Raw genomic sequence first — 25618 nt, forward strand, 5'->3', positions numbered from 1 at the left:
AGGAGTCCGGGGCCGCGCGGCGGCGCCCGGGAGCCTCGTGCCGACGCCCTCCGCGCAGAGCGGACGGAGAGAGTGAACCCCTCCCCATGCGACGACGCCCCACCCGAACCCTCGCCGCCCTCACCGCGATCGGGGCCCTGACGCTCACCGGATGCGGTACGGAACCCGGCGGCCCGGCCGGCCGGCCCTCCGCCACCGCCGGAGCGCCCAGGACCATCACCGCGCAGCAGGTCATGCGGGTGACCCAGCCGCACGAGGAGACCGGGATGACCCTGCTGGAGGGCCCGGTCCTGGACACGGACGGCACGCTCCTCCTGGTCGACGTCACCGCGCCGGCGGGCAAGCCGAAGGTGATCCGGGTCGACCTCGGGAAGAAGACCTCGCGCGCGGTCCACACCGACGACCGGGGCGCCTACACGTCCGCCCAGTTCAGCCCCTACGACGGCCGGCTCTACCTCACCGACTTCGCGCACGGCGAGATCGTCAGCCTCGCCCCGGGCGGCGGCGACCGGCGCACCTTCTTCGCGGGACCGGTCGACGGGGCGCCGATGAACCCCGACGACCTCGCCTTCGACCAGGAGGGCAACCTGTACATCAGCGACTCGCGCGGTCTGACCCAGGGCCTGGAACAGGGCCGGGTGGTACGGATCTCACGCGACGGGAAGAAGACCACCGTCCTCGCCGAGAACCTGGCCGCGACCAACGGGATCTCGTTCGACGTGGAGTACCGGGGGCTGTGGATCAGCGAACTCACCCAGAACCGGATCTCCTACCTCCGGCTCGACGCCGAGGGCGCGGTCACCGCCCGGCACACCGCGATCCAGGTCGACGGCGGGCTCGCCGAGACCGACTCGATCGCCGTGGACGCCGACGGCAACCTCTACCAGGCGCTGCACGGCCGGGCCGCGATGCTCGTCTACAGCAAGTACGGCGAGCGCCTGGCGACCATCGAGGTTCCGGCCCGCACCAAGGGGGTCGAGATGGCGACCAACGTGGCGATCACCCCGGGCGGACGGAAGGCGTACATGACGGTCAGCGGCCCGGCCGGCGGGTACGTGTACACCTTCGACGCCCTCGCGGACGGCATCCGCCAGTCCAACGGCGGCTGACCCCGCCCCGCCCGTACGCCCCGGCTCTCACCCGCCGAACGGCCGCACCGGTTCCGCGGCGACCCCGAGCAGCCGCCAGGCCGCCAGCGCCCGGCGCTCCCGCTCCGCGCGGGTGGGCCCGGAGACGGCGCCGGAGACCATGGCGATCGCCAGCATGAGATCGCCCCCCGCCGCCAGCGGATGGTCCTCCGGCAGCCGCTTCCGCAGGGCGCGCTCGACCCGCTGGGAGAGGATCAGGGCGTACGCGCGGACCCCGGAGCGCCCGGTGGCCTCACCGGCGTGCAGCAGCCCGATGAACGCGGCCGACTCGGTGAGATGCCAGGTCAGCACGCCGAGCACGGCCGTGAAGGAGAACGCGTCGGCCCCGGCCGCCTGCTCGACCTCCCGTACGTTCTCCTCCAGCACCGCGGCCGCCACGGCGGCCCGGTCGGGGAAGTGCCGGTAGAGCACCCCCTGCCCCACCCCGGCCCGGCGGGCGATCGCGGAGAGCGGCGCGTCCATCCCCTGCTCCGCGTAGATCTCCCGCGCGGCGGCGACCAGCGCGGCCCGGTTGCGGGGGGCCGCCTTCGGTCCGTTGTTGGCGGGGCGCCGCCGGGTCGCCGAGGAGGTTGTGGGGTGCTGCGTCACCCCGGAAGCCTAGCCGCTCCCCGGGTTCAGCCGTCGAGTTCGCCGTTCGCGAGGGACCGGACGACCTCGGTCAGCAGCCGGAGCCCGGCGACCATGTCCGCGTCGGTGGTGAACTCCAGCTCGTTGTGGGAGACCCCCTCCGAGGACGGCACGAAGAGCATGACCGTCGGCACCAGGTCCTTCATGTTGATCGAGTCATGGCCCGCGACCGTCATGACGTCGGTGTGCGAGAGCCCCAGGCGCCGCGCGCAGCGGCGCGCCAGCTCGACGCCGTCCGGCTGGTACGGCGTGATGCCCCAGCTGTGCGAGTGGTGGCGCTCGACCGTCACCCGGGCGCTCTCCTCGATCTCCGTGATCCTCCGGTGCAGAAGCGCGTCGGCCTCTTCGAGCACCGCCTCGTCGGGGGAGCGGAGGTCGAGCAGGAGGGAGACCCGGGACGCGACCACCACCGGTGAGTTGGGATAGACGTCGAGCTGTCCCACCGAGGTGTGCAGGACGCCCGGGAACCGGTCGGCGACCTCGCGGGCCGCGACGACCAGCAGGGAGGCGCCGAGCAGCGCGTCCTTGCGGTCCGCCATCACCGTCGCGCCGGAGTGCGCCTGGTCGCCGTTGACGATGAACGTGTACTTGTTCGCCGCCCAGCTCGACGTCACCAGACCGATGGCGATGCCCGCGTTCTCCAGGCCCCGGCCCTGTTCGATATGGATCTCCGCGCAGAACGCCGCCGCCGGGCCCGCGCCGTCCCCCAGGAACCCGGTCGGCTCCAGGGCCTCCCGTACCGACACCCCGTCCCGGTCCCGGGTCGCGAGGGCCTGCTCCAGCGGCAGCTTCCCGGTGAAGACCGAACTGCCCATCATGGACGGGACGAAGCGGGAGCCCTCCTCGTTGAACCAGTTGACGACGGCGAGGTTGAACCGCGGTACGCCGCCGGAGCGCTCCCACTCCTCGGCGAGCCGGAACACGGCGTGCGCCGCGGCCAGCACCCCGTACGCGCCGTCGAACCGGCCCGCCGTCGGCTGCGAGTCCATGTGCGAGCCGATGAGCACGTACGGGGCCCCGGGAACGCGTTCCAGCAGCCCGAACTGGTTGCCGATCCTGTCGTACACGACCCGGAGCCCGCGCGCTTCGAGCACCCCGGCCAGCCAGCGCCGCTGGCGCACGTCGTCCGGGCTCGCCGCCTGCCGGTCCACCCCGCCGGCCGGGGTGGCACCGAAGGCGCTCATCGTGGCGAAGTCCTGGACGAACGCCTCGTCGGCGGGGGTGAATCCGGGGCGGGGGGAGGCGGCGTCGGCGGGGGCGGTCGGCGGGGTCATGGTGGCTTCCTCTCGGGGCGTACGGGTGTGATGGCGTGCGGGTGTGATGGCGTGCGGCGGTGTTCAGAGCGCCGGGGACGGGGCGCGCACGGCCGGGTCCTGGAAGAGGTGGAGCACGGCGGGCAGACCGCTCGCGCGGGCCGCCAGGAAGGCCGCGCGGAACTCCTCGGTCCTGCGCACGGTCGCGCCGAAGGCACCGAAGGAGCGGGCCCAGGCGGCGAAGTCCGGATTGGTCAGATGCGTACCGGAGGGACGCCCCGGATACGTGCCCTCCTGGTGCTCCCGGATCGTCGCGTAGCAGCCGTTGTCGACCACGAGCACGATGGGGGCGGCACCGTACCCCACGGCCGTCGCCAGTTCCTGGCCGTTCATCAGGAAGCAGCCGTCGCCCGCCACGGAGACCACCTCGCGCCCCGGGAAGGCGAGCGCGGCGGCCACGGCGGCCGGGACGCCCATCCCCATCGCGCCGTTCCGGGGCGCCACGAGGGAGGACGGCGAGCGGTGCGGCAGATAGCGCGCGGGCCACAGGGCGTGGTTCCCGGCGCCGAAGGTGATGACGGCGTCCGGGGCCAGCTCCGCGCGCAGCACCTCCATCACCCCGTCCAGGTCCACATAACTGTGCCGCGTGTCGTACGGGGCCGGGGTGCTGAAGCGGAGGTACGCCTCCCGGGCCTTTTCCAGCCGGCCCGGGTCCGCCGCCGGAGCCAGGGGCTCCGCGGGCGCCGGCAGCTCCGCGAGATCGAGGGCCAGGCCCGGCGCGTCCGCCGTGATGAACTGGTCGATCCGGCCGCAGTGGCCGACCGCCTCACCGGGCAGGACCAGCACCGTCTCCGCGTCCACGCCCCGGCGGTAGCCGTCGCTGAGGACATCGGTGCGCGCGGTGCCGAAGAAGACGGTGAGGTCGGCGTCGTCCAGCAGCGCGGCGGCGTGGTCCGCGCGGCCGTACCCGAGGCTCCCCGCATAGGCGTCGCCGCCGTCGAGGTGGTGCGGCACCGCGTCGTACGCGCGGAAATCGGAGACGACGGGCACCGAGTGCGCCGCCGCCCACCGGACCAGGGCGGCGCCGCTCTCGGCACTCCACCCCTCGCCGCCGACCACCGCCAGCGGCCTGCGGGCCCGCCCGACCCGGCCGGTGAGCTCCGCCAACTGGGCCCCGGTCGCGCGCGGCCGTGCCACCTGGAGCGGTGCGACGGTGGTGGCCGTGCCCGCCGTACGGGCGAGGACGTCCTCGGGGAGGCCGATCACCACCGGGCCCGGCCGTCCGCTGCGTGCGGTGTGCACGGCCTCGGCGACCACCCGGGCCGCGGCGGCCGGATCGTCCAGCGTGACGACCTTCTTCGCCGTACTCCCGAACCACCCCGCGAGCTCGAACTCCTGGAACGCCTCCCGCCCCCGGTCCGCCACCGGTATCAGCCCCACGAACAGGAGCAGGGGCGTGGCGTCCTGATGGGCGGTGTGCACGGCGATGAAGGCGTTGGCCGCGCCGGGGCCCCGGGTGACCAGGGCCACCCCGGGCAGCCCCGTCAGCCGGCCCTCGGCCAGCGCCATGAACCCCGCACCCCCCTCGTGCCGGGTCACCACCGTCGTGATGTCCGCGCCGTACAGGCCGTCGAGCACATCGAGGTAGGACTCCCCGGGGACGCCGTACACCCGGCGGATGCCCTCGCGCTCCAACTGCCGGACGATCAGATGGCCGGCCGACACCGGCCGCGGGGGAGTTTCGACACGCACGATCGCTGCTCATTCCTTCGACGGGTCCACACTGCCCTTCCATCTTCGGAACCCGCCGGCCGTGTGACAGCGGACCAACTCATCCCGGTCCGGGGCCAAGCACTGTGCACATGCACAGTGCTGGGCACATGCACACCGCCGTGCCGTCAGCCCTGTACGAATGCTCCTTGCGGCAGCCCCGGGCACACCACAAAGTTGACCAATCCCTTCCCACCCCCCTTTCCCACCCCCCTTTCCCAGTCCCCCTCTTCTTTCCCAGCCCCCGTCTTCCCGTCTCTTCCGCGCAAGCGGCCGTCGACGACCCGTGCCCGAAACGGAGCGCCCCATGACGACCCCCAGCCCCGCCCCCGCTCTCCCCGAGCCCGCCCCGCCCCTGCCCGGCTCCGGGGGCCGGCCCGAGCCCCGGAAGATGCGCCGGATCGCCGTGGCGAGCGTGATCGGCACCACCGTCGAGTGGTACGACCTCTTCGTCTTCGGCACCGCCTCCGCGCTCGTCTTCGACAAGATCTTCTTTCCCGAGCTGGACGGCACGGTCGGCACGATCCTGGCCTTCCTCACCTTCGCCTCCGCCTATCTGGCGCGGATGGCCGGCGCCGTCCTCTTCGGCCACTTCGGCGACCGGGTCGGCCGCAAGTCCATGCTGCTGATCTCCCTGATGACGATGGGCGCCGCCACCTTCGCCATCGGTCTCGTACCGGACTACGCCACCATCGGCGTCGCCGCCCCCTTCCTGCTGCTCGCCCTCCGGGTCGTCCAGGGGCTCGCACTGGGCGGCGAGTGGGGCGGCGCCGTCCTCATGACGGTCGAACACGCACCGGACGGCCGGCGGGGCTTCTTCGGCTCGACGGTCCAGATCGGGGTGCCCATCGGCACCCTGCTCGCCAACGCGGTCTTCCTGCTGGTCGCCACCGTGACCGACACCGGGCAACTCCTCGCCTGGGGCTGGCGCATCCCGTTCCTGGTCTCGGCGGCCCTCGTCGCCGTCGGCATCTACATCCGGCTGCACATCGAGGAGACCTCCACCTTCCAGGCGGTCCGGGAGACGGGGACGAAGGCCAAGATCCCGTTCTACGTCCTGATGCGGCACTACTGGCGCCAGGTCCTGCTGGGCGGCATCGCCACCCTCTCCACCGGGTCGACCTTCACCCTGATGATCACCTCCGGCGTCTCCTACGGCACCCAGGAGCTGGGTCACCCGAAGAATCTGATGCTCTCGGTGGTCATGGCCTCCTGCGCCCTCGCCTTCGTCCTCATCCCCTTCTTCGGCCATCTCTCCGACCGCTTCGGCCGCAAGCCGGTGATCTACGCGGGGATCGCCGCGGAGGCCCTGTTCGCCTTCCCGTTCTTCCGGCTCCTCGACTCCGGTTCCGCGCCCCTCCTCTTTCTGGGGTACGGCCTGATGACGGTCGCCTTCTCCGCCAACTACGGCCCCATCGCGACCTTCCTGGCCGAACTCTTCGGCACCCGGGTCCGCTACTCGGGCCTCTCGGTCGCGTACATGCTCTCCGGCCTGCTCGGCTCCGCGGCGACCCCGGCGATCACCGTCTGGCTCCTCTCCCTCACCGGGGACAGCGCCTCCATCGCCTGGTACATCCTCGGCGCGGCGCTGGTCTCCCTGACGGCGCTCTTCCTGCTCTCCGAGACCCGCTTCGGCTCCCTGGGCGAGGACGACGACCCGGCCGAGGCCGGGAGCCCGGCGAAGGAGGCCGTCGTATGAGCGGCATCGCACGCTTCGCCTCGGCCCCCGGGGTACCGGCCGCCGTCGGGCCGTACGTACAGGCCACCTCGGCCGGCGGGTTCGTCTTCACCACGGGCCAGATCCCGGCGGCCCCGGGGGAGCGGATCGGCACCTTCGCCGACGAGGTACGGGCGACCCTCGGCCATCTCGCCGCGGTCCTGACGGCGGCCGGATCGGGGCCGGACCACATCGTGAAGGTCAACGCCTATCTCAGCTCCCCGGACCAACTCGACGTCTACAACCGGGAGTACGCCCGGTTCATGGCCGGCCACCGGCCCGCGCGCACCACCGTGTGCGTGGGGCTCTGGGGGGTCTCGATGGAGATCGACTGCATCGCGGTCGTCGCCGGCGCCCCGGACACCGCCGGCGCCTCCGACGCCGCCGGGGAAGGAGGAGCGGACCGATGACCCCGCCCCCCGGACCCTCCGGCCGTACCGACCCATCCGCGCGCACCGCCCCCTCCGGTCTGTCCACCCCCGCCGCGCTCCTGGCCCGCGCGGCCGGTGTCGACTTCCCGACCCTCGGGCACTTCCTGGAGGACGGCTTCCTCGATCCGGCGATCCGCAGGACCGGCCAGGAGCGGCGGATGGCCGGAACCGCCGCCACCCTCGTCCTCGGCGCCCCGGACGCCACCGCGGTCAACCGCGCCGTCGTCGCCCTGCGCCCCGGCGAGGTGCTGGTCATCGGCGTCGGCGGCGACCACACCCACGCGGTCGTCGGCGCGGTGACGGCCGCCGCCGCACGGGCCCGCGGGGCGGCGGGCATCCTCGTCGACGGAGCCGTCACCGACGTGGACGCGCTCCGCGACCCCGGGACGGGGATCCCCGTCCACGCACGGGGCACGAGCTGCCGCACCACCAAGCGGCTCGACGGGACGCGGGCACGCCACCAGGTCCCCGTCGAGATCGGCGGGGTACGGATCGAGCCCGGCGACATCGTCCTCGGCGACGCCAACGGCGTGGTCGCGCTGGCGCCGGAGACCCTGGCCGAGGTGCTGCCCCGGGCCGAACGCTCGGACGCGGCGGAACCGGAGCTGCTCCGCCGGATCAGGGCGGGGTCGCCCCTGGAGGGCCTCCTCCACCTGGGGTGACCCCGGCGCCGTACCGGGACCGGGATGTGCCGCCGAGCCGCCGCACCGCGGCCCCGCCGCACAGCCCCGCCCGGTCACACCGCCCCCCTCACACCGCCCCGGGACGCCGCCCCCAGACGCGCAGCGCGAGTGCGATCAGCGCGGCGTCCTCGGGGCGGCGTACGTCCCGCCCGGTCAGTTCATGGAACCGGCTGAAGCGCTGCTGCACCGTGTTGCGGTGGCAGTACAGGGCCGTGGCCGTGTCCACGATGGAGCCGCTGCCGGCGAGATGGACCCGTACCGTCTCCAGCAGGCGCGCCGTCTCCGCCTCGGTCGTCCCCTCCGCCCGCAGCCCGCCCAGCACATCCTCGGCGAGCTCCGCGCTCAGCTCCTCCGTACGGTGCGCCACCACGTCGAGCCAGCTCTCCTCCAGCCGGCGCGGCCCCGTGGCCCCGGCCGGGAGCACCCGCGCCGTCGCGGTGGCCAGCCGCACCGCGCGCGGCACCGCGGCCACCCCCGTCACCACCGGCGACACCCCGCACGGCACCTCGCCCAGATGGGCCAGCACACTCCGCACCGTCACCCGGGGCCCCAACTGCACGGTCAGCACCTCGTCCGAGGCGACGGGCTGCTGCTGGAGCACCGCCCCGGCACCCCGCAGCGCTGCCGTCGCCCGCAGCAGCCGGGCCCCGTCGGGGGCGGCCGCCGCCGCGCAGAGGAAGCGGCCGGCGCCGTCGAAACCGAGGGCCAGCCCCGCGTCCCGTACCACCGTGGGGTTACGGCCCGCATCGTCCAGCAGCCGCGAGAACCACATCCGCCGCTCGTCCTCGGCCCGTCGGCCCATCTCCAGCACCGTGCGCTGGTACGCCCGCATGATGCCGGTCACATGCCGTTCCACCGCCTCCCAGACGTGGTACGCGGACGCGACGAGCTGCGCCATGTCCGCCGGGTCCGTCCGGCCCACCATGGCCCCCCACACCACCCGGAAGTCCAGCCGGGCGGCGTCCAGCAGCGATTCCAGCGGCACCCCCTGGCGCGCCCGCCGCTCGCCGACCCGCTCGGAGACCGACGCCACATCCTCGGGGACCCGGAGCTGTGCGACCGTACGGAGCAGCAGCTCGAAGGCGTCCCGCGCGGCGCCTCGGAACTCCTCGTCGGGGACCCGGTCCGCGTAGGCGGAGCGCACCGGGCGGACGACATCGATCCACTCCCCGGTGAGCAGGTCGATGTCGTCGAGACACTCTTTCGCGACCTGGACCACCCGGGGCGTCGGGGCGGGCAGGGTCTGGAGGTGATCGTGCATGTGCACAATCCTGCCCCCGGCTTTGGCGATGTTTCAACGTTGGCGGCCCTCCGCCGTACCGGAATGCTGAGGAAATCCGGCGAACCCCACCCGACGCCCCACCCATCTGGAGGTTACGGCTGTGCACCCGACCCGTCGCGCGAGCCCGGCCGACATCCGGCGGCTGCTCACGGCCTCCTTCATCGGCACCGCGCTGGAGTGGTACGACTACTTCCTCTACGGCACCGCGGCGGCCCTCGTCTTCAACCGGATCTTCTTCCCCGGCCTCGACCCGGTCACCGGCACCATCGCCTCCTTCGGCACCTTCGCCGTCGGTTTCATCGCCCGCCCGGTCGGCGCCGCGGTCTTCGGCCACATCGGCGACCGGTACGGACGGAAGGCCGCGCTCATCCTCACCGTCGTCCTGATGGGGGTCACCACGGGCACCATCGGCCTGCTCCCCTCGTACGGTGCGATCGGAGTCTGGGCGCCTCTGCTCCTGGTGACCCTGCGCTTCCTCCAGGGGGTGTCGGTGGGCGGCGAGTGGAGCGGCGCCATGCTGCTCACCCTGGAACACACTCCGAAGGAGAAACACGGCAGCTACTCCGCCATCCCCCAGCTCGGCTCGCCCGTGGGCACGCTGCTCTCCAGCGGGGCGTTCGCCCTGGCCGGTCTCCTGCCCGACGACGCCTTCCACTCCTGGGGCTGGCGGCTGCCGTTCCTCGCCGCCTTCGGCCTCCTCGCCTTCGCCCTCCACCTCCGGCTGCGGATCGAGGAGTCGCCGGTCTTCCGCGCCATGGCCGAGGAGGCGGAGCGCACCGGGCCGCCGCCGGCCCCGCTCCTGGAGGCCTTCCGCAGGAGCCGGGGGCGGATGGCCGTCGCGGTGGCCGCCGCACTTCTCGGCATCGGCGGCTTCTTCGTCCTGAGCACCTTCGTCATCTCGTACGGTACGGAGCGGCTCGGCATCGACCGGTCGGTCATGCTGGGCGCCACCGTCGCCGGATCGGTCGTGGAGATCGCCGTCCTGGTGGTGGCCGGGCGGCTGGCCGACCGGATCGGCGCGTGGAAGGTGTGCGCGGGCGGCGGGGTGATCACCATGCTGCTCGCCTTCCCGGTCTTCTGGCTGATCGACACCCGGCAGACCGGGTGGGTGATCCTCGGCGTGGCCGTCGGCGTCGGCGCCGTCTCCATCCCGTACGCGCCGATCGGCGCCGTCATCTCCGGTCTCTTCCCCGAGGCGTTCCGGTACAGCGCGGTCGCGCTCTCCTACAACATCGCCGGGGTGGCCGCCGGGTTCCTGCCGCTCGTCTCGGCCTGGCTGGTCGACGCGGCCGACGGCGCCTCCTGGGGCGTCGCCCTGCTCCTCGTCGCGCTGGCCGCCTGCACGGTCGGCGGCTCCCGCGCGGCGAAACCGCGACGGTACGCCGGAGACCCGGCACCCTCCGGCGGAGCCGCCACACCGGCCCCCGCGCGGCACCCCTGACCCGCGCCCCCGAACACACCGCTCCACCCGCTTCCCCCGGCACACCCACCGATCCACGACGCACCGTGCACGACGCACCCGTGCACGACGCGCCCGTGCACAACGCACCCGTGCATGACCCACCCGTCCACGACGCACCGTCCACGACGCCCGATCCACAAGGAGCACCCCTCGCATGTCCGACCTGACCCTGCACAACCTCGTCGACGGCGAGACGGCCGAGGTCACGGCGCGTATGGACCTCACCGACCCCGCAACCGGTGAGATCTACGGCACCGCGCCCCGCTCCTCGGCGGCCGATGTCGACACCGCGGTCGCCGCCGCCCGCCGCGCCTTCACCACCTGGCGGCGCACCACCCCGGCCGCCCGCCAGGCGGCGCTGCTCCGCCTCGCCGACCTCGTCGCGGAGAACGCCGGCCGGCTGCTCGCGGCGGAGGTACGGAGCACCGGCAAACCACCGGCCACCACCCGGGTCGCTGAGCTCGACCGCTGCGTGGACCAACTGCGTTTCTTCGCCGGGGCGGCCCGGGTGCTGGAGGGAGTGGCCGCGGGCGAGTACGCGGCGGGACACACCTCGTACGTCCGGCGGGAACCCGTCGGTGTGATCGGCCAGGTGACCCCGTGGAACTACCCGCTGATGATGGCGGTGTGGAAACTCGGCCCCGCCCTCGCCGCCGGGAACACCGTCGTCCTGAAGCCCTCCGACACCACACCGTGGTCCACGGTGGTGCTGGGCGAACTGGCCGCGCGGGCGTTCCCGCCCGGGGTGGTCAACATCGTCTGCGGCGACCGGGAGACCGGCCGCGCCCTGGTCTCCCACCCGGATGTCGACATGGTCGCGCTCACCGGGTCCACCCGGGCCGGCTCCCAGGTCATGGCCGCCGCGGCGGCCGACCTGAAGAACATCCACCTCGAACTCGGCGGAAAGGCCCCGGCCGTCGTCTTCGCCGATGTCGACCCGGTGCGCACCGCGCGGGCCCTCGCCGACGCGGCGTTCTTCAACGGCGGCCAGGACTGTACGGCCGTCACCCGGGTGCTCGTCCAGCGCGAGGCCCACGACGCGCTGCTCGCCGCGCTGGCCGACGCGGCCCGCGCCACGCCCACCGGCGCCCCCGGCGAGGACGCCTTCTACGGGCCGCTCAACAGCGCGGCCCACGCCCAACAGGTCGCCTCGGTCATCGCCGGACTGCCGCCGCACGCCGTCGTGGAGACCGGTGGGACCCGCCTCGACCGGCCCGGCTTCTTCTTCCCCGCGACGGTCGTCTCCGGGGTGCGCCAGGACGACGCGGTGGTCCAGCGGGAGACCTTCGGCCCGGTCGTCACCGTCCAGCCCTTCGACACCGAGGAGGAAGCCGTCGCCCTCGCCAACGGGGTCGCGTACGGGCTCGCCTCCAGCGTGTGGACCGCGGACCTCGGCCGGGCCACCCGGATCAGCGCGGAGCTGGACTTCGGCGTCGTCTGGCTCAACTGCCACCAGGTGATCCTGGCGGAGCTGCCGCACGGCGGCTACAAGCAGTCGGGCACCGGCCGCGATCTGAGCCGGTACGGGTTCGACGACTACACCCGCGTCAAGCATGTGACGGTCTGCCACACCGCCCCCTGACCGGGCCGCTCGCCCGACGGCCGGTTCCGGATCCGTACGGCCCCCTCGGCCGCCGCCCCCGGCTATCCTGCGGCAGCACCCGCCGCACCGTCTTGGAGGCCTCGTGGACATCTCGACCGCCCAGCGGCTCGCCTGGGAGAACAAGTTGGCGAAGGGCTTCAACACCACCGATGTGGCAGTGGAGTTCGGGCTTCTCACCGCCGAGGTCGGCGAGGCGTTCACGGCCTGGCGCAAGGGCCTCCCCGACCTCGGCGAGGAGTTGGCCGACGTCCTCCTCTATCTGACCGCCGTGGCGGAGATGAACGGGCTGGACCTCGAAGCGGAGGTCGCCCGCAAGATCGAGAAGAACCGGCTGCGCACGTACGAGCGCAACGAACACGGGGCGCTCGTACGGACGAGCGGCGACTGACCCCGGCCGTACGGAGTCCGCGTACGGCCGTACGACGCCGTTCGTACGACTGTACGGCGCCCTCGTGCGGCCGTACGGGCAACCCTCCCGTCGCCACTGGCCCCCGGGGGCTGTCACCGGCCCCCGGGGGCTGTCACCGGCCCCCGGGGGCGGCCCATTCCCGGATGAGGCGGACCGTACGTTCGGGTCGCTCCTCGTGCAGGTAGTGGCCGGTGCGGGGCCAGTGGTCCACGCGGGAGCCGGGGACCCGCAGGGTGGAGCGCTCCCACGCGGCGGCCTCCGCCGAGGTCCACACGGTCAGGGCGGGCCGGGTCCGGCGCCGCAGATACGCCTCGCTGTACGGCCGGACGCCCACCGCGCCCGGTTCCGTGTACATGCCCGCGTAGGACTGGGCGATGACATGGTCCGGGGTGCCGAGCAGGGTACGGACATGCGCCGTACGGAGCCCCACCGGAGCGCCCGGCGAGAACGCGCCGGAGAGGAACGCCGCCGCCGCCCCGGCCCCGCCCGCCCGGTACCGCGCCAGTCGCTCCGGGATCTCCGCCACCTCGGCACCGTGCGCGCCGTGCGCCGGGTCGAGCGCGACGACGGACCGGACGGCGCCCGGATGCCGTACCGCGAGCAGGTTGACAACCTGCCCGCCCATCGAATGGCCCACGGCGACCACCGGCCCGGTACCCAGCCCGGCGAGCAGCGCGGCGAGGTCATCGGCCATCTCCACCGGGGTGTTGCCCCGCGCCGGCACCTCGGAGCGGCCGTGGCCGCGCAGATCGGGCACGACCACCCGGAACGGCCCGGCGAGCGCCTCGGCATGCGGGGCCCACTCACGGCCGTCCCCGCCCCAGCCGTGCACCAGAAGGAGCGGGAGCCCCGCCGCGGGCCCGAGGAGGGTGTGGAAGAGCCGGATCCGTTCCGGGCCGGGGACGTCCATGTGTCGTATCACCGTCCGGTGCGGTGCGGCGGGGTGCGATGGGGTGGGGTGCGATGGGGGAGGGAACGTTTGCCGTGGACCGTACGGCCGGAGCGACCGGATCCACAAGGGTGCAGCGGCGAGGGGAGGGAGAGAGGGGAGCGGAGGGGGAGCGGAGGGGGAGGGGATGGCCGGCTTCCGGGTGTACGGCCGTGTCACGTCGGGGCGTTGACCCGGGTGGGATCGGTTTCTACCGTGGGGGCGGAACACGTTGCCGGAATCCCTTGGCGTCCCCTCGGAGGCTCCCCTGAACACCATGTTCTCCGGACCGGTGCGCCCCACCCCCGGTGCCGTCTCCCCGGCGCGCCCCGCCGGACTCGCCCGTATCGACGGCGGCTTCTGGGCCGAGCGACGTCGGGTCAACGCCGAGGTCTCCCTCGCCGAGGGCCCGGAGCGGCTCGAAGCGGCCGGGAATCTCGCCAACTTCCGCGCCGCCGCGCTCGCCCGCACCGGCGGCGGAGCCGTTCCCCCGGACTTCGCCGGGGACTTCCCCTTCCAGGACTCCGACGTCTACAAGTGGCTGGAGGCCGCCTGCTGGCAGATGGCGGACACCTCCGATGGAGACCCTTCCGACGGGCACACTCCCGACGGGCACGACGGGCACGACGGGCGCCTCGCCGCCGCCGTGGACGCCGTCGTCGACGTGATCGCCGCCGCCCAGCGCGAGGACGGCTACCTCCAGACGTACTACCAACTCGGCGGCCGCGAGCCCTGGACCGAACCGCGCTGGGGCCACGAACTGTACTGCGCGGGCCATCTGATCCAGGCCGCCGTCGCCCACCACCGCGCCACCGGCTCCGGGCGGCTCCTGGCGGTGGCCCGCCGGTTCGCCGACCACATCGACTCCGTCTTCGGCCCCGGCAAGCACGTCGACACCGTCTGCGGCCACCCCGAGGCCGAGACCGCGCTCATCGAGCTGTACCGGACCACCTCGGAGCGGCGCTACCTGGAACTGGCCCGTTACTTCCTCGACCGGCGCGGCCACGGAAGCCTCTCGGCCGGCGCCGACCGGGGCCACGGCCACGACCCGGGCCCCGAGTACTGGCAGGACCACACCCCGGTACGCGCCGCCGACGAGGTCACCGGTCATGCCGTACGCCAGCTCTATCTGCTGGCCGGGGCCGCCGACTGCGCCGCCGAGACCGGCGACCCCGGACTGCGCGCGGCGGCCGAGCGGCTCTGGCGGGACATGGTGACCACCAAGACCTATCTCACCGGGGGCGTCGGCTCCCGGCACGACGGGGAGGCCTTCGGCGACGCGTACGAACTCCCCGCCGACCGCGCCTACACCGAGACCTGCGCCGCCATCGCCTCGGTCCACTTCTCCTGGCGCATGGCCCTGCTCACCGGCGAGGCCCGCTACTCCGACCTCGTCGAACGCACCCTCTTCAACGGCTTCCTCGCCGGCGCCGGACTCGACGGACGGACCTGGCTGTACGTCAACCCGCTGCACCGCCGGGCCCGTCCGCACCAGCGCCCCGGCGACCAGAGCGCGCACCGCACCCCGTGGTTCCGCTGCGCCTGCTGCCCGCCCAACGTGATGCGCCTGCTCGCCGCCCTGCCCCACTACGCCGCCACCACCGGCGGCGACGGCCTGTATCTGCACCAGTACGCCACCGGGGTCTTCGGCAGCGACGGCCTCACCGTACGGGTGACGACCGACTATCCGTGGGACGGCACCGTGACGGTGAACGTCGAGGCCGCCCCGGAGCGGCCGCGCGCCCTCGCGCTCCGGCTGCCCGCCTGGTGTCCGCGGTACACGCTCGCCCTGAACGGCACCGCGCTGGACGGCGCGCCGGAGTCCGGCTGGCTGCGGGTCACCCGCGCCTTCGCCCCCGGCGACACCGTCCGGCTCGACCTCGCCATGGAGCCCCGGCTCACCGTCGCCGGCCCGCGGGTCGACGCCGCCCGGGGGTGTGCCGCCATCGAACGCGGGCCGCTGGTGTACTGCCTCGAACAGACCGACCAGCCCGGCGGCCTGGACCCCGACGACTTCGCGCTGGACCCGGACGCCCCGCTGACCGTGGAGCGGCGGCCCGACCTTCTCGGTGGTGTCAGCACGGTGAGCGCGGTGGGACGGCGGAGGGCCGAGGAGGAGGAACCGGACGGGGACGGCTTCGCCGCCGACTGGCCCTACCGTCCGCTCGGGGCCGGGGAACGGCCACTCGGGGCGGGGGAGCCCCCGTACGGGGCGGGGGAGCGGCCGTACGGGGAACGGCCGTACGGGGAACGGCCGTACGTCACCACCCGTACGTCCGGGGAGCGCGTCCGTGTCACGGCGGTGCCGTACTACGCCTGGGCCAACCGCGACGCGGGCGCGATGCGGGTCTGGCTGCCCCTGACCGGCCAGGGATCACTCACCGCCACCGGGAGGAGCCACGGGGCCGGGGCGCTCCACACGGGAGAGCCAGGCGGTGAGCAGCGGCTCCAGTGACGCGGCCTCGGCGGGCGTCAGCAGATCCAGCATCCGGCGCTCGTTCCGCATGTGGTCGGTGAACGCCCGGTCGATCAGCTCCCGTCCCGGCCGGGTGAGGGCGACGATCCGGCCGCGCTGGTCGTCGTCGGAGCGGCGCCGGGTGACGAGCCCGGCGCGCTCCAGACGGTCGATCCGCTTCGTCATCGCGCCAGTGGTGACCATGGTGTGCGCGGCCAGTTCGCCGGGCGCCCGCTCGTAGGGCTCCCCGGCCCGGCGCAGCGCGCACAGGACGTCGAACTCGCCCTCGCTGAGGCCGTACCGGCCGTAGACGAGGCAGAGTTCCTCGGTGAGCCGGTCGGCCAGGCGGTGCAGCCGGCCGATCACTCCCTGGGGGGTGATGTCGAGGTCGGGGCGCTCACGGCGCCAGTCGTCCTGGATGCGGGCCACGCGGTCCATCGGTTCACCGTGTTCCATGCGCCCATGATAGCTTCCCAGGAAGTTATATTGGCTTCCATGGAAGCTAATATGCGCTGGATGGCCCTGACGGCGGTGGCACCGGTGGCGTGGGGGACCAACTACTTCGTCACCCACGCGTTTCTCCCCGCCGACCGCCCGCTCTACGGGGCGGCCCTGCGGGCGCTGCCCGCCGGGCTGATCCTGCTCGCGGTGCGCCGGCGGCGCCCGCGCGGCGCGTGGTGGTGGCGCTCCGCCGTGCTCGGAGTGCTCAACATGGGCGTGTTTTTCGTTCTCGTCTACGCCGCGTCCCAACTGCTCCCGACGAGCATCGCCTCGACCGTCATGGCGCTCTCCCCGCTGACGATGATGCTCATCGCCTGGCCCCTGGTCGCCGAGCGCCCCCGCCCCCGCCATCTGCTCTGCGCCGTGATCGCCATCGCCGGGGTCTGCCTCATGGTGTTCACCGGGACGGACGGGGTGAGCCTCCCGGGGATCCTCGCCTCGGCCGCCGCCCTGCTGGTCTCGTCCTTCGGGCACCTGCTCACCAAACGGTGGGGCGCCGGCACCGATGTCCTGGCGTCGACCGCCTGGCAGCTCACGGCGGGCGGGCTGCTCCTGCTGCCGGTCGCCGCCGCCGTGGAGGGCCCGCCGCCCGCGCTCCCCGCGCCGACGCTGCTCGCCTTCGGGTACGTCGCCACGGTGGCCACCGCGCTCGCCTTCGCCGCCTGGTTCACCGGACTGAGGCACCTGCCGGCCGGGACTGTCGGACTGATCGGCCTGCTCAACCCGGTCACCGGCGTCCTGCTCGGCACCTGCCTCGCCGGGGACGCGCTGACCGCCCGGCAACTGTGCGGGGTGGCCCTGGTCCTGACGGGGGTCCTGCTGTCCCGTCCCGGAGCGCGGCGCGGAACGGCGAGCGGAACGGCTAGCGGAACGGCGAGCGGAACGGCGAGCGGGACTGCTGGCGGGGCGGGGAGCGGGGTGGCGAGCGGGGCGCCACGCGGAGGGGCCGCCGGCCCCTCCGAGGGGTGACGGCTCCATGCTCAGGAATGCGGGGGAGGTATCCCTGCCGTCCATGCCGACGCGCTAGGCCGAGGTCACCGACCGTACGATCTCGGCCACGCGCCGGACCACCCGGGGCGCGTCCGGGCGCTCGGCGAGGACCAGGGAGGTGCGGTGCGGCGGGCCGGTCAGGGGGACATAGGAGACGCCGTCCAGGCGCAGGGCGCGTACCGAAGCGGGGACCAGGGCCACGCCCATGCCCGCCGCGACGAAGACGACCAGTGTGCCGGTCTCGCCGACCTCCACCACATCGGCCGGTTCGAACCCCGCCCGGCGGCAGGCGTCGAGCACGAGCGGCTGCATCGTCGAGCGGTGCCCGGCCGGATGTGTCACGAACGCCTCGCCCGCGAGCGCGGCCAGCTCCACCGCCGGGGCGCCGGCCAGCGGGTGGGCGGCGGGCAGGACCGCCACCAGCGGCTCCTCCCTGAGGTGGTGGAGCGTCAGGCCGTCGCCGTCCTGCGCGGCGGCGGTCCGCAGGACGGCGAGGTCGAGCACCCCCTCGCGCACGGAGTCCAGCAGGTCGGGGCCGAGCAGCTCGCCGCGCAGGTCGAGGTGGACCTCGGGCAGCTCGGCACGGAGCCGCCGGGCCGCCTGCGGCAGCACGTCGTACGTCGCGGTGCCCACGAAGCCGAGCCGGACCTTGCCGGCGAGACCGGCCGCGAGCAGATCGAGATCGGCGCGGGTGCGGTCGAGCGCGGCGACGATCCGCGCGGCCCGCTCCTGGAGCAGCCGCCCGGCCTCGGTCAGGTCGACATGGCGCGTGGACCGGTCCAGCAGCACCGTCCCGACCTCCCGCTCCAATGTCTTCAACTGCTGGGAGAGCGCGGGCTGGGCGATATGGAGCCGGGCCGCCGCGCGGCTGAAGTGACGCTCCTCGGCCAGGACCAGGAAGGCGCGCAGATGGCGGATTTCCATGCGTTTTATTATAAGGCTGAGATTATGGGTGCGGCGCTACTGAGTATTGGACTGCATCAATCGCCGCGCCTACCGTGCCGTACATGACCACAAGCTTCGTCTACGCCACCGCCCGGACCCCGTTCGGCCGCTTCGGCGGCGCGCTGGCCGGGAGCCGTCCCGACGATCTCGCGGCGACCGCCCTCTCCGGTGTGCTCGCCAAGGCCCCGGGCCTCGATCCCGCGGAGATCGACGATGTCGTCTGGGGCTGCGCCAACCAGGCAGGGGAGGACAACCGCAACGTCGGCCGGATGGCGGTGCTGCTGGCCGGAGTGCCCACCTCCGTACCGGCCACCACCGTCAACCGCCTCTGCGGCTCCTCCCTCGACGCCCTCATCCAGGCCTCCCGGGCGGTCGAGACCGGCGACGCCGGGATCGTCGTGGCCGGCGGGGTCGAGTCGATGACCCGCGCGCCCTGGGTGCTGCCCAAGCCCGAGAAGGCGTACCCCGCCGCCAACCTCACCGCCGCCTCGACCACGCTCGGCTGGCGGCTGGTCAACTCCCGTATGCCGGCCGAGTGGACCGCCTCCCTCGGCGAGTGCAACGAGCACCTGAGCGAGCGCTTCGGGATCTCCCGCGAGCGGCAGGACGAGTTCTCCGTCCGCTCGCACCGGCTGGCCGCCGCCGCGTGGGAGGCCGGGTTCTACGACGGGCTCGTGGTGCCGGTCGAGGGCGTGGACCTGGTACGGGACGAGAGCGTCCGCCCCGGTACCGACCTGGCGAAACTCGCCGCGCTCAAGACCTCCTTCCGCACCCTGGAGCAGGGCGGCACCATCACCGCGGGCAACGCCAGCCCCCTCAACGACGGTGCCTCGGCCGTACTGGTCGGCGGCGAGGCGGCGGCCGGCCGGCTGGGCATCGCCCCGGCGGCCCGGATCGCCGGCCGCGCCGCCTTCGCCCTCGACCCGCGGGACTTCGGCTTCGCGCCGGTCGAGGCGGCCCGGCGCGCACTGCGCCGGGCGGGCATCACCTGGGACGATGTCGCCGCCGTCGAACTGAACGAGGCGTTCGCGGTCCAGTCGCTCGCCTGCGTCGACGCCTGGGGCATCGACCCGGAGATCGTCAACGCCCGGGGCGGGGCGCTCGCCCTGGGCCATCCGCTGGGCGCTTCGGGCGGCCGGCTGATCGGCACGCTCGTCGCCCGGCTCGCCGCGTCGGGGGAGCGCTGGGGCGTCGCCGCGATCTGCATCGGCGTGGGCCAGGCCCTCGCCGTCGTCCTGGAGAACGTGACGGGCACGGACGGTGTGTCGGGCACGGACGGTGTGTCGCGCACGGCGAACACGGCGGGCGCGAAGCACACGGCGGGCGCGGAGAACGTGGCGGGTGCCCGATGAGCGCGGTGACCGTCCTCGACTCGTACGATGCCGCCGTCGCCGGGGTCGAGGACGGCGCCACGGTGCTGGTCGGCGGCTTCGGCATGGCCGGCATGCCGGTGGAGCTGATCGACGCGCTGATCCGGCAGGGCGCCGGCGACCTGACGATCGTGTCGAACAACGCGGGCAACGGCGACACCGGGCTCGCCGCGCTCCTCGCCGCCGGGCGGGTGCGCAAGGTGGTCTGTTCGTTCCCCCGGCAGAGCGACTCCTGGGTGTTCGACGGCCTCTACCGGGCCGGGAAGATCGAACTGGAGGTCGTGCCCCAGGGCAATCTCGCCGAGCGGATGCGGGCCGCCGGCGCGGGCATCGGCGCGTTCTTCTGCCCGACCGGCGCGGGCACACCGCTCGCCGAGGGCAAGGAGACCCGGGAGATCGACGGCCGTACCCATGTCCTCGAATACCCGATCAAGGGGGACGTGGCGCTCATCCGGGCCCATGTCGCCGACACCCTGGGCAACCTGGTCTACCGCAAGACGGCCCGTAACTTCGGCCCGGTGATGGCGACCGCCGCGCGCACCGTCATCGCCCAGGTCGACCGGGTCGTCCCGGCCGGCGGGCTCGACCCGGAGGCCGTCGTCACCCCGGGCATCTACATCGACCGGGTCGTCCCGAAGGAGCGCGCATGACCACGAGCACCCCCGGCGCCCCGCGCGACCGGCACGCCATCGCGGCGGCCGTCGCCGCCGACATCCCGCCCGGCGCCTATGTGAACCTGGGCATCGGGCAGCCGACGCTGGTCGCCGACCATCTGCCGCCGGACGCGGGCGTCGTGCTGCACACCGAGAACGGCATGCTCAACATGGGCCCGGCCGCGCGGGGCGACGCGATCGACCCCGATCTCACCAACGCGGGCAAGGTCCCGGTGACCGAACCGCCCGGTGCCGCCTACTTCCACCACGCCGACTCCTTCGCCATGATGCGCGGCGGCCACCTCGACGTCTGTGTGCTCGGCGCGTTCCAGGTCGCCGCCAACGGGGACCTGGCCAACTGGCACACCGGCGAGCCGGACGCGATACCCGCCGTCGGCGGCGCCATGGACCTGGCGATCGGGGCCAAGCGGATCTGGGTGATGATGTCGCTCTTCACCCGGGACGGCGCCGCGAAGCTCGTCGGCGCCTGCACCTACCCGCTGACCGGCCTCGGCTGTGTCGACCGGGTCTACACCGACATCGCCACCTTCGACCTGGCCGCTGCCCGGGACGGCGGCCCTGTGCACGTGTACGACCTCACCGGCCCGTCGTTCGACGAACTCGCCGCCCGCGTCGGGGTCCCCCTGCTCGCCCGCTGACGGGTCCCCTGCTCGCCCGCTGACGGAGGAGCGCCGCCGCCGGGGGCGAGGGCCGGGTGCCGGGGGGCGAGGGCGGGCCGTATTTCGATGGCAATCGTTATTATGGGATGGTACTGACGCCGTCCCTAGGAGCCGTTGTGGCCCGCCCCCGTTCCGCCGCCCGGACTGTCGACCACCCCGATCCGGCGGCGGTCTCGCTGCAACAGGTCATGGAGGCGTTGACGGACCCCGTACGGCGGGGTGTCGTCCGCCAGTTGGCGGCGGCGGGGGAGGACCTGAGCTGCGGCACCTTCGACGCGCCGGTGTCGCTCTCCACACTGACACACCACTTCAACGTCCTGCGTGAGGCCGGTGTGATCCGGCAGTACTACGTGGGAACGACGAAGCTGAACACACTGCGCTCCGACGAGATGGAGGCGCGGTTTCCCGGGCTGCTCACGGCCGTGATCGCCGCTGCCACCGCCTCCGCCTCCGCCTCCGCCTCCGCCTCCGCCTCCGCCTCCGCCTCCGGCTCCGCCCCCGCTGCCTCCGCCGACGGTGGCGGAAGCGGCGGCAGCGGCAGCGGCGGCGGACGGGCGACCGCCTGACACGCGCTGACACCTCGCCGACCACCGGGCCGGCCCCTCGGGCGCTTCTTCGATGGTGCTCGTAATTTGACGCACGTCGAACTCTGAGGCACGGTGGAGGGAGAGAGGGCCGACCGGTGCTCCCGGCACCCCGGGCACCGCTCCACGGCCGTCCGTACGAGCAGCGAGGAGCCCCCTGATGAACCGCGCCGTCCGTTTCCATCAGACCGGTGGACCCGAGGTCCTGCGCCTGGAGGAGGTCCCCCTCCCCGTGCCAGGGCCCGGCGAGGTCCTGATCCGCACCCGGGCGCTCGGCCTCAACCGGGCGGAGTCGATGTTCCGGCTGGGGCAGTACGGCACCGACCCCGTCTTCCCGTCCGGCGTCGGGTACGAGGCCGCCGGGGTGGTCGAGGCCCTGGGGGACGGGGTGAGCGGGGTGGGCGTGGGTGACGCGGTCAGCGTCGTGCCGGCCTTCTCCATGACCGAGTACCCCGTGCACGGCGAGGCGGTCCTCGCCCCCGCGCACGCGGTCGTCGTCCACCCGGAACGGCTCTCCTTCGAGGAGGCGGCCTCGGTGTGGATGCAGTTCATCACCGCTTACGGCGGCCTCGTCGACCTCGCGGGGGTCCGCGCGGGCGACACGGTCCTGATCTCCGCCGCGTCGAGCAGCGTCGGCCTCGCCGCCATCCAGATCGCCCGCCGCGCCGGCGCCCGGCCCGTCGCCCTCACCCGTACCGGCGCCAAGCGGCAGCGGCTCCTGGACGCCGGTGCCGACGAGGTCATCGCCACCGCCGAGGAGGATGTCGCCGCACGGGTAAGGGAGTTGACCTCGGGCGAGGGGGCCCGGATCGTCTTCGACCCCGTCGGCGGCCCGGCCCTCGCCGATCTGATCGACTCCGCCGCCCACGAGGCGACCATCGTGCTCTACGGTCTCCTGGACCGCACCCCCACGCCGCTCGACGTCGGCACGGTGCTCTTCAAGCACCTCACCATCCGGGGGTTCGAACTCTTCGAGATCACCACCGACGACCGGCGCCGCGCCGAGGCGGTCGGCTATGTCCGTGACGGCCTCGCCACGGGCGAACTGACCCCCACCATCGACACGGTCTTCCCCCTGGAGCGCATCGCCGACGCCCACCGCGCCCTGGAGGCCGGCGGCCAGGTCGGCAAGATCGTCGTCACCGTCCCGGGGGACGCGTCCGTGTGAGGTGTGCACGACGGCGCGGCCGTACCGTCGACCATCGACTACAGGGAGGCTGTGCCCATGGCCGGGCTGAAGCGGATCGAGCGGGAGGAGCCGACCGCTCCCGCGGTGGAGGTGGCGCGCCGCCTGCTCGACCATCTGCTGACCTCGCGCCGGCTCGGGGCCGGTGACGGGCTGCCGCCGGAACGGGAGCTGGCGGAGACCTTCGGTGTCGGCCGCTCGGCCGTCCGGGAGGCGCTCAAGTCCCTTTCGCTGCTGGGCCTGTTTGAGATCAGACAGGGCGACGGGACGTATGTGAGGGGCGCCACGTCGGACCTCCTGCCGCAGGTCCTGGAATGGGGCCTGATGATCGGCGACCAGACCATGGACGAACTCCTGGAGGCGCGCGCCTGTGTGGAGGTGGACTTGGCGGAACTGGCCGCGCTCCGCCGTACGGAGAACGACCTCACCGCCCTGGGGTCCCATCTGGCCCGTATGCGCGCCACCCACGACGACCCCGCCCGGTACGTCGAGGCCGACCTGGCCTTCCACCGCGCCCTGGCCCAGGCCTCGCACAACAGCGCCCTGGCAGGGTTCCAGGCCCGGCTGGAGTCCCTGGTCGCGGTCTGGATCAAGCAGAACATCCGCCGGCCGGGGGAGGGGAAGCTCGCCGAGCACGACGCCGTGCTCCAGGCCGTCACCGCCCGGAACCCCCAGGCCGCGCGGGCGGCGATGCACGCCCATATGGCCTCGGCCACGGCGCGGCTGCGGGCCAACCTCGGCCGGAGCTGAGAGATCCGGTCAACCGGTTGACGTGTGTCGGGTCTGGGCCCGGGGCCAGAGGCCGCGCAGGTCGCCACGGTGATCGTCGCGGCCGTCGAAGGCGCCGTGGCCCTCAGCCGCGCCCGGCACACCACCGAACCCCCGGACCGCACCGAGGCCCGGCGCCGGCGCCTCATCGCCACCGCGATCGGCGGCGGCAGCACCTGGACATCGATGTCTCCGTGGCTCCGGAACGGGTGGCCCACCGCGCGTTCGATCGCGTGGCCCCGGGTCACCCACCAGGGGAAGTTTCGGCCGGAGAACCTCGCGGCCACCTCGGTGGGCGGGGCGGGATCCCGCCCACCGAACGGGGCCCGGAGACGCGTCATGCCGCCGGTGACGGGCGCGTCAGGGGGCGGGCGTCCGGTTTATCGGGCGGCCCGGTCTCCGTTCGCGTGTGCCGTGCGCAGCGCGGAGAGGAAGGTGTCGGCGGGCTGGGCGCCGGAGACGGCGTAGGCGCGGTCGAGGACGAAGTACGGGACGCCCGAGGCGCCGTAGCGGCGGCCCTCGTCGAAGTCGGCCTGCACGGCCTTCGCGTACGTGTCGCCGCCGTCGTCTCCGTCGCCGCCGTCGTCTCCGTCGAGCATCCGCCGGATCTCTTCCCCCGGGACGCCGACTTCGGTGCCCAGCCGTACCAACGTGTCGGCGTCGTCGACGGTTTCGCCCTCGCAGAGGTGCGCGCGGAGCAGTCGCTCGTGCATCGCGGCCCCCAGCCCGTGCGTCTCGGCCAGATGGTTCAGCCGGTGGGCGTCGATGGTGTTGACGGAGACGGCGTGCTCCAGGTGGTAAGTCAGCCCCTCGGCGGCGGCGAGCTCGGTGACCTGCGCCGTCATCCCCCGTACCTGCGCGAGCGGCGCCCCGGTCTTCCGCGCCAGGGTCTCGAAGACCGGACGGCGCTCGCCCCGGGGGTGGCTCGGGTCGAGCTGGAAGCTGTGCCAGTGGACCTCGACCTCGTCGGCGTGCTCGAACCGGCCGAGCGCCGACTCCAGACGCCGCTTGCCGATGTAGCACCAGGGGCACACGATGTCCGACCAGACATCGATACGGAGCGCGCTCACAGGGTGCACACCCCGTCCACGCAGACGCCCGCGTCCGGCGAGCCGAGGGCCACGAGAGCCGGAGCTGCCTCCGTCGGAGCGACCTCGGCGGGCGCCGGGTCCTGGGCGGTGCCGACGGACGCGGGGGCGCCGGTCATCGGGGTCGCGGCGGCGGGCGGCCGGCCCGTCGGGGCGTCGTGGAGCAGGTGATCGGGCATGTCGCGTCCCTTCGTCGTCACGTCGCCGGCAGCGGCGCCCCGCGGCTATCGTGACCCACGGGTCAAGTTCGATTCCGACCGTAACATATAACCTGACCCATGGGTCGACTTACTTCGGTCGGCGAATGCGACCATGGACGCCCCACGACGGACACTCCACAACCCCCGACACGCGAAGGAGCGACACCGGATGCGAGCGGACGCGCGGCGGAACGCGGAGCGGCTGCGGACGGCCGCGGCCGAACTCTTCCGCGAGCGCGGTCTCCAGGTCTCGCTGAAGGAGATCGCCCGCCGCGCCGGGGTCAGCCACGGGACCCTCTACAACCTCTACGGTTCCCGTGAGGCCCTGATCGACGAGGTGATCGCCGACCTGGCCGCGGACCGGCTGGAGGAGGCGGCGCGGCAGGCGCTGGCCCGTACGGACGCCTGGGACGGGTTCGCGTACTACATCGAGACGGTCTGCGAACTCCAGTTCACCGATCCGGCGATCAGCGACGTGGTCACCGGCCGCTACCCGGACGCCGCGCGCCTGATGGCCGTCTGCGCCCGTTCCCACGACGCCGCCACCCGCGTCATCGAACGCGCCCAGCGCGCCGGCGCGCTGCGCCCCGACTTCACCCGCCAGGACCTGCTCTTCCTCTTCGGCACCAACGCCCTGCTCTCCCGCGCCGCCAAGGACACCTCCCCGGACGCCTGGCGCCGGGGCGTCGCCTTCATGCTCGACGGCCTGCGGAGCGAGGCCGCCCGGCCGCTGCCCGCGGGGCCCCTGACGGAGGGGCAGGTCGTGGAGGTGATGAACCACCTCAGCGGCACCCCCTGACGCGATGTGGCACCCCTGGCGTACTGTGACGCGCCGTGACGCGCCGTCGACACCGTGGGGCGAACGGTGCCTGGCCGGGACCGGGC

24 protein-coding genes and 1 pseudogene are annotated in these 25618 nt (G+C 73.6%); 16 read left to right on the top strand and 9 right to left on the bottom strand.

Translation table 11 applies throughout. The features are described 5' to 3' along the window. Nucleotides 1-86: 86 nt before the first annotated feature. The gene (locus tag AB0O07_RS05960) at nt 87-1109 is read left to right on the top strand and encodes an SMP-30/gluconolactonase/LRE family protein (protein ID WP_365627415.1); all 1023 of its coding nucleotides are present in this window, start codon (nt 87-89) and stop codon (nt 1107-1109) included. 27 nt (nt 1110-1136) lie between these two features. Here the strand turns inward: AB0O07_RS05960 and AB0O07_RS05965 are convergent, their stop codons facing one another. The 3 genes from AB0O07_RS05965 to AB0O07_RS05975 form a co-directional block, all read right to left on the bottom strand. Further along, complete coding sequence (locus AB0O07_RS05965) at nt 1137-1736, bottom strand: helix-turn-helix domain-containing protein (protein WP_365627418.1); 600 nt, start codon at nt 1734-1736, stop codon at nt 1137-1139. 26 nt (nt 1737-1762) lie between these two features. Further along, on the bottom strand, nt 1763-3049 hold the full coding sequence (locus tag AB0O07_RS05970; protein ID WP_365627421.1) for a M20 family metallo-hydrolase: 1287 nt from the start codon (nt 3047-3049) through the stop codon (nt 1763-1765). Between the two features lie 63 nt (nt 3050-3112). Continuing rightward, complete coding sequence (locus AB0O07_RS05975) at nt 3113-4780, bottom strand: thiamine pyrophosphate-dependent enzyme (RefSeq protein ID WP_365627424.1); 1668 nt, start codon at nt 4778-4780, stop codon at nt 3113-3115. Nucleotides 4781-5105: 325 nt separating this feature from the next. Between AB0O07_RS05975 and AB0O07_RS05980 the strand changes: the two genes are divergently transcribed. The 3 genes from AB0O07_RS05980 to AB0O07_RS05990 are packed head-to-tail and all read left to right on the top strand — an operon-like array spanning nt 5106 to nt 7608. Beyond that, nucleotides 5106-6497, top strand: coding sequence for an MFS transporter (locus tag AB0O07_RS05980; protein WP_365627427.1), 1392 nt, complete (start codon nt 5106-5108; stop codon nt 6495-6497). Next, a complete protein-coding gene (locus tag AB0O07_RS05985) occupies nt 6494-6925 on the top strand; it encodes a RidA family protein (RefSeq protein WP_365627430.1) in 432 nt (143 codons plus the stop codon). The genes AB0O07_RS05980 and AB0O07_RS05985 overlap by 4 nt, the downstream gene beginning before the upstream one ends. Then, nucleotides 6922-7608 carry an RraA family protein gene (locus tag AB0O07_RS05990; protein ID WP_365627432.1) on the top strand — a complete coding sequence of 229 codons (687 nt, stop codon included), beginning with the start codon at nt 6922-6924 and terminating at the stop codon, nt 7606-7608. The genes AB0O07_RS05985 and AB0O07_RS05990 overlap by 4 nt, the downstream gene beginning before the upstream one ends. Nucleotides 7609-7696: 88 nt before the next feature. On the opposite strand, the gene AB0O07_RS05995 is transcribed toward AB0O07_RS05990, so the two are convergent. After that, entirely contained in the window at nt 7697-8890 is a 1194-nt protein-coding gene (locus tag AB0O07_RS05995) for a helix-turn-helix domain-containing protein (RefSeq protein WP_365627434.1), read from the bottom strand. Nucleotides 8891-9011: 121 nt separating this feature from the next. Between AB0O07_RS05995 and AB0O07_RS06000 the strand changes: the two genes are divergently transcribed. The 3 genes from AB0O07_RS06000 (at nt 9012) to AB0O07_RS06010 (ending at nt 12364) form a co-directional block, all read left to right on the top strand. Next, nucleotides 9012-10352, top strand: a complete 1341-nt coding sequence (locus AB0O07_RS06000; RefSeq protein WP_365627436.1) for an MFS transporter — start codon at nt 9012-9014, stop codon at nt 10350-10352. Nucleotides 10353-10527: 175 nt separating this feature from the next. Further along, nucleotides 10528-11955, top strand: coding sequence for an aminobutyraldehyde dehydrogenase (locus AB0O07_RS06005; RefSeq protein ID WP_365627440.1), 1428 nt, complete (start codon nt 10528-10530; stop codon nt 11953-11955). 103 nt (nt 11956-12058) lie between these two features. Then, nucleotides 12059-12364, top strand: coding sequence for a MazG nucleotide pyrophosphohydrolase domain-containing protein (locus tag AB0O07_RS06010; RefSeq protein ID WP_365627443.1), 306 nt, complete (start codon nt 12059-12061; stop codon nt 12362-12364). A 133-nt stretch (nt 12365-12497) separates the two neighbouring features. Here the strand turns inward: AB0O07_RS06010 and AB0O07_RS06015 are convergent, their stop codons facing one another. Further along, on the bottom strand, nt 12498-13295 hold the full coding sequence (locus AB0O07_RS06015; protein WP_365627446.1) for an alpha/beta hydrolase: 798 nt from the start codon (nt 13293-13295) through the stop codon (nt 12498-12500). A 295-nt stretch (nt 13296-13590) separates the two neighbouring features. Between AB0O07_RS06015 and AB0O07_RS06020 the strand changes: the two genes are divergently transcribed. Then, on the top strand, nt 13591-15768 hold the full coding sequence (locus AB0O07_RS06020; RefSeq protein WP_365627449.1) for a beta-L-arabinofuranosidase domain-containing protein: 2178 nt from the start codon (nt 13591-13593) through the stop codon (nt 15766-15768). Here the strand turns inward: AB0O07_RS06020 and AB0O07_RS06025 are convergent. Next, complete coding sequence (locus AB0O07_RS06025) at nt 15688-16224, bottom strand: MarR family transcriptional regulator (protein ID WP_365627451.1); 537 nt, start codon at nt 16222-16224, stop codon at nt 15688-15690. The two genes, AB0O07_RS06020 and AB0O07_RS06025, sit on opposite strands and share 81 nt — an antisense overlap. A 39-nt stretch (nt 16225-16263) precedes the next feature. Here AB0O07_RS06025 and AB0O07_RS06030 point away from each other — a divergent pair, with 39 nt between their 5' ends. Next, the gene (locus tag AB0O07_RS06030; RefSeq protein ID WP_365627454.1) at nt 16264-17238 is read left to right on the top strand and encodes an EamA family transporter; all 975 of its coding nucleotides are present in this window, start codon (nt 16264-16266) and stop codon (nt 17236-17238) included. A gap of 54 nt (nt 17239-17292) precedes the next feature. On the opposite strand, the gene AB0O07_RS06035 is transcribed toward AB0O07_RS06030, so the two are convergent. Continuing rightward, entirely contained in the window at nt 17293-18183 is an 891-nt protein-coding gene (locus AB0O07_RS06035) for a LysR substrate-binding domain-containing protein (protein WP_365627457.1), read from the bottom strand. Nucleotides 18184-18266: 83 nt separating this feature from the next. Between AB0O07_RS06035 and AB0O07_RS06040 the strand changes: the two genes are divergently transcribed. The 6 genes and pseudogenes from AB0O07_RS06040 (at nt 18267) to AB0O07_RS06065 (ending at nt 23427) form a co-directional block, all read left to right on the top strand. Further along, nucleotides 18267-19556, top strand: coding sequence for a thiolase family protein (locus AB0O07_RS06040; protein WP_365627460.1), 1290 nt, complete (start codon nt 18267-18269; stop codon nt 19554-19556). Next, the gene (locus AB0O07_RS06045) at nt 19553-20224 is read left to right on the top strand and encodes a 3-oxoacid CoA-transferase subunit A (protein ID WP_365627463.1); all 672 of its coding nucleotides are present in this window, start codon (nt 19553-19555) and stop codon (nt 20222-20224) included. Before AB0O07_RS06040 ends, AB0O07_RS06045 begins: the two co-directional genes overlap by 4 nt. Beyond that, nucleotides 20221-20886, top strand: coding sequence for a CoA-transferase (locus AB0O07_RS06050; protein ID WP_365627466.1), 666 nt, complete (start codon nt 20221-20223; stop codon nt 20884-20886). Before AB0O07_RS06045 ends, AB0O07_RS06050 begins: the two co-directional genes overlap by 4 nt. A gap of 209 nt (nt 20887-21095) precedes the next feature. Beyond that, nucleotides 21096-21344: pseudogene (locus AB0O07_RS06055) on the top strand (ArsR family transcriptional regulator); the annotation flags it as partial. A 307-nt stretch (nt 21345-21651) separates the two neighbouring features. Further along, nucleotides 21652-22659, top strand: coding sequence for a zinc-dependent alcohol dehydrogenase family protein (locus AB0O07_RS06060; protein WP_365627469.1), 1008 nt, complete (start codon nt 21652-21654; stop codon nt 22657-22659). Nucleotides 22660-22716: 57 nt separating this feature from the next. Continuing rightward, nucleotides 22717-23427, top strand: a complete 711-nt coding sequence (locus tag AB0O07_RS06065; protein WP_365627472.1) for a FadR/GntR family transcriptional regulator — start codon at nt 22717-22719, stop codon at nt 23425-23427. A 398-nt stretch (nt 23428-23825) separates the two neighbouring features. Here the strand turns inward: AB0O07_RS06065 and AB0O07_RS06070 are convergent, their stop codons facing one another. Continuing rightward, the gene (locus AB0O07_RS06070) at nt 23826-24524 is read right to left on the bottom strand and encodes a DsbA family oxidoreductase (protein ID WP_365627475.1); all 699 of its coding nucleotides are present in this window, start codon (nt 24522-24524) and stop codon (nt 23826-23828) included. Continuing rightward, the gene (locus tag AB0O07_RS06075; protein WP_365627478.1) at nt 24512-24712 is read right to left on the bottom strand and encodes a hypothetical protein; all 201 of its coding nucleotides are present in this window, start codon (nt 24710-24712) and stop codon (nt 24512-24514) included. Before AB0O07_RS06075 ends, AB0O07_RS06070 begins: the two co-directional genes overlap by 13 nt. 190 nt (nt 24713-24902) lie before the next feature. Between AB0O07_RS06075 and AB0O07_RS06080 the strand changes: the two genes are divergently transcribed. Then, on the top strand, nt 24903-25532 hold the full coding sequence (locus AB0O07_RS06080; protein WP_365627481.1) for a helix-turn-helix domain-containing protein: 630 nt from the start codon (nt 24903-24905) through the stop codon (nt 25530-25532). The last annotated feature ends 86 nt before the right edge of the window (nt 25533-25618 follow it).

The organism is Streptomyces sp. NPDC093085, assembly GCF_040683935.1.
Classification (GTDB): domain Bacteria; phylum Actinomycetota; class Actinomycetes; order Streptomycetales; family Streptomycetaceae; genus Streptomyces.

Bases quoted from the DNA above. Each gene is read 5' to 3' on its own strand.
- AB0O07_RS05960 (WP_365627415.1), top strand. From the start codon at position 87: ATGCGACGACGCCCCACCCGAACCCTCGCCGCCCTCACCGCGATCGGG.
- AB0O07_RS05970 (WP_365627421.1), bottom strand. From the start codon at position 3,049: ATGACCCCGCCGACCGCCCCCGCCGACGCCGCCTCCCCCCGCCCCGGA.
- AB0O07_RS05980 (WP_365627427.1), top strand. From the start codon at position 5,106: ATGACGACCCCCAGCCCCGCCCCCGCTCTCCCCGAGCCCGCCCCGCCC.
- AB0O07_RS05985 (WP_365627430.1), top strand. From the start codon at position 6,494: ATGAGCGGCATCGCACGCTTCGCCTCGGCCCCCGGGGTACCGGCCGCC.
- AB0O07_RS05990 (WP_365627432.1), top strand. From the start codon at position 6,922: ATGACCCCGCCCCCCGGACCCTCCGGCCGTACCGACCCATCCGCGCGC.
- AB0O07_RS05995 (WP_365627434.1), bottom strand. From the start codon at position 8,890: ATGCACGATCACCTCCAGACCCTGCCCGCCCCGACGCCCCGGGTGGTC.
- AB0O07_RS06005 (WP_365627440.1), top strand. From the start codon at position 10,528: ATGTCCGACCTGACCCTGCACAACCTCGTCGACGGCGAGACGGCCGAG.
- AB0O07_RS06015 (WP_365627446.1), bottom strand. From the start codon at position 13,295: ATGGACGTCCCCGGCCCGGAACGGATCCGGCTCTTCCACACCCTCCTC.
- AB0O07_RS06020 (WP_365627449.1), top strand. From the start codon at position 13,591: ATGTTCTCCGGACCGGTGCGCCCCACCCCCGGTGCCGTCTCCCCGGCG.
- AB0O07_RS06025 (WP_365627451.1), bottom strand. From the start codon at position 16,224: ATGGAACACGGTGAACCGATGGACCGCGTGGCCCGCATCCAGGACGAC.
- AB0O07_RS06030 (WP_365627454.1), top strand. From the start codon at position 16,264: ATGGAAGCTAATATGCGCTGGATGGCCCTGACGGCGGTGGCACCGGTG.
- AB0O07_RS06035 (WP_365627457.1), bottom strand. From the start codon at position 18,183: ATGGAAATCCGCCATCTGCGCGCCTTCCTGGTCCTGGCCGAGGAGCGT.
- AB0O07_RS06040 (WP_365627460.1), top strand. From the start codon at position 18,267: ATGACCACAAGCTTCGTCTACGCCACCGCCCGGACCCCGTTCGGCCGC.
- AB0O07_RS06045 (WP_365627463.1), top strand. From the start codon at position 19,553: ATGAGCGCGGTGACCGTCCTCGACTCGTACGATGCCGCCGTCGCCGGG.
- AB0O07_RS06050 (WP_365627466.1), top strand. From the start codon at position 20,221: ATGACCACGAGCACCCCCGGCGCCCCGCGCGACCGGCACGCCATCGCG.
- AB0O07_RS06060 (WP_365627469.1), top strand. From the start codon at position 21,652: ATGAACCGCGCCGTCCGTTTCCATCAGACCGGTGGACCCGAGGTCCTG.
- AB0O07_RS06065 (WP_365627472.1), top strand. From the start codon at position 22,717: ATGGCCGGGCTGAAGCGGATCGAGCGGGAGGAGCCGACCGCTCCCGCG.
- AB0O07_RS06075 (WP_365627478.1), bottom strand. From the start codon at position 24,712: ATGCCCGATCACCTGCTCCACGACGCCCCGACGGGCCGGCCGCCCGCC.
- AB0O07_RS06080 (WP_365627481.1), top strand. From the start codon at position 24,903: ATGCGAGCGGACGCGCGGCGGAACGCGGAGCGGCTGCGGACGGCCGCG.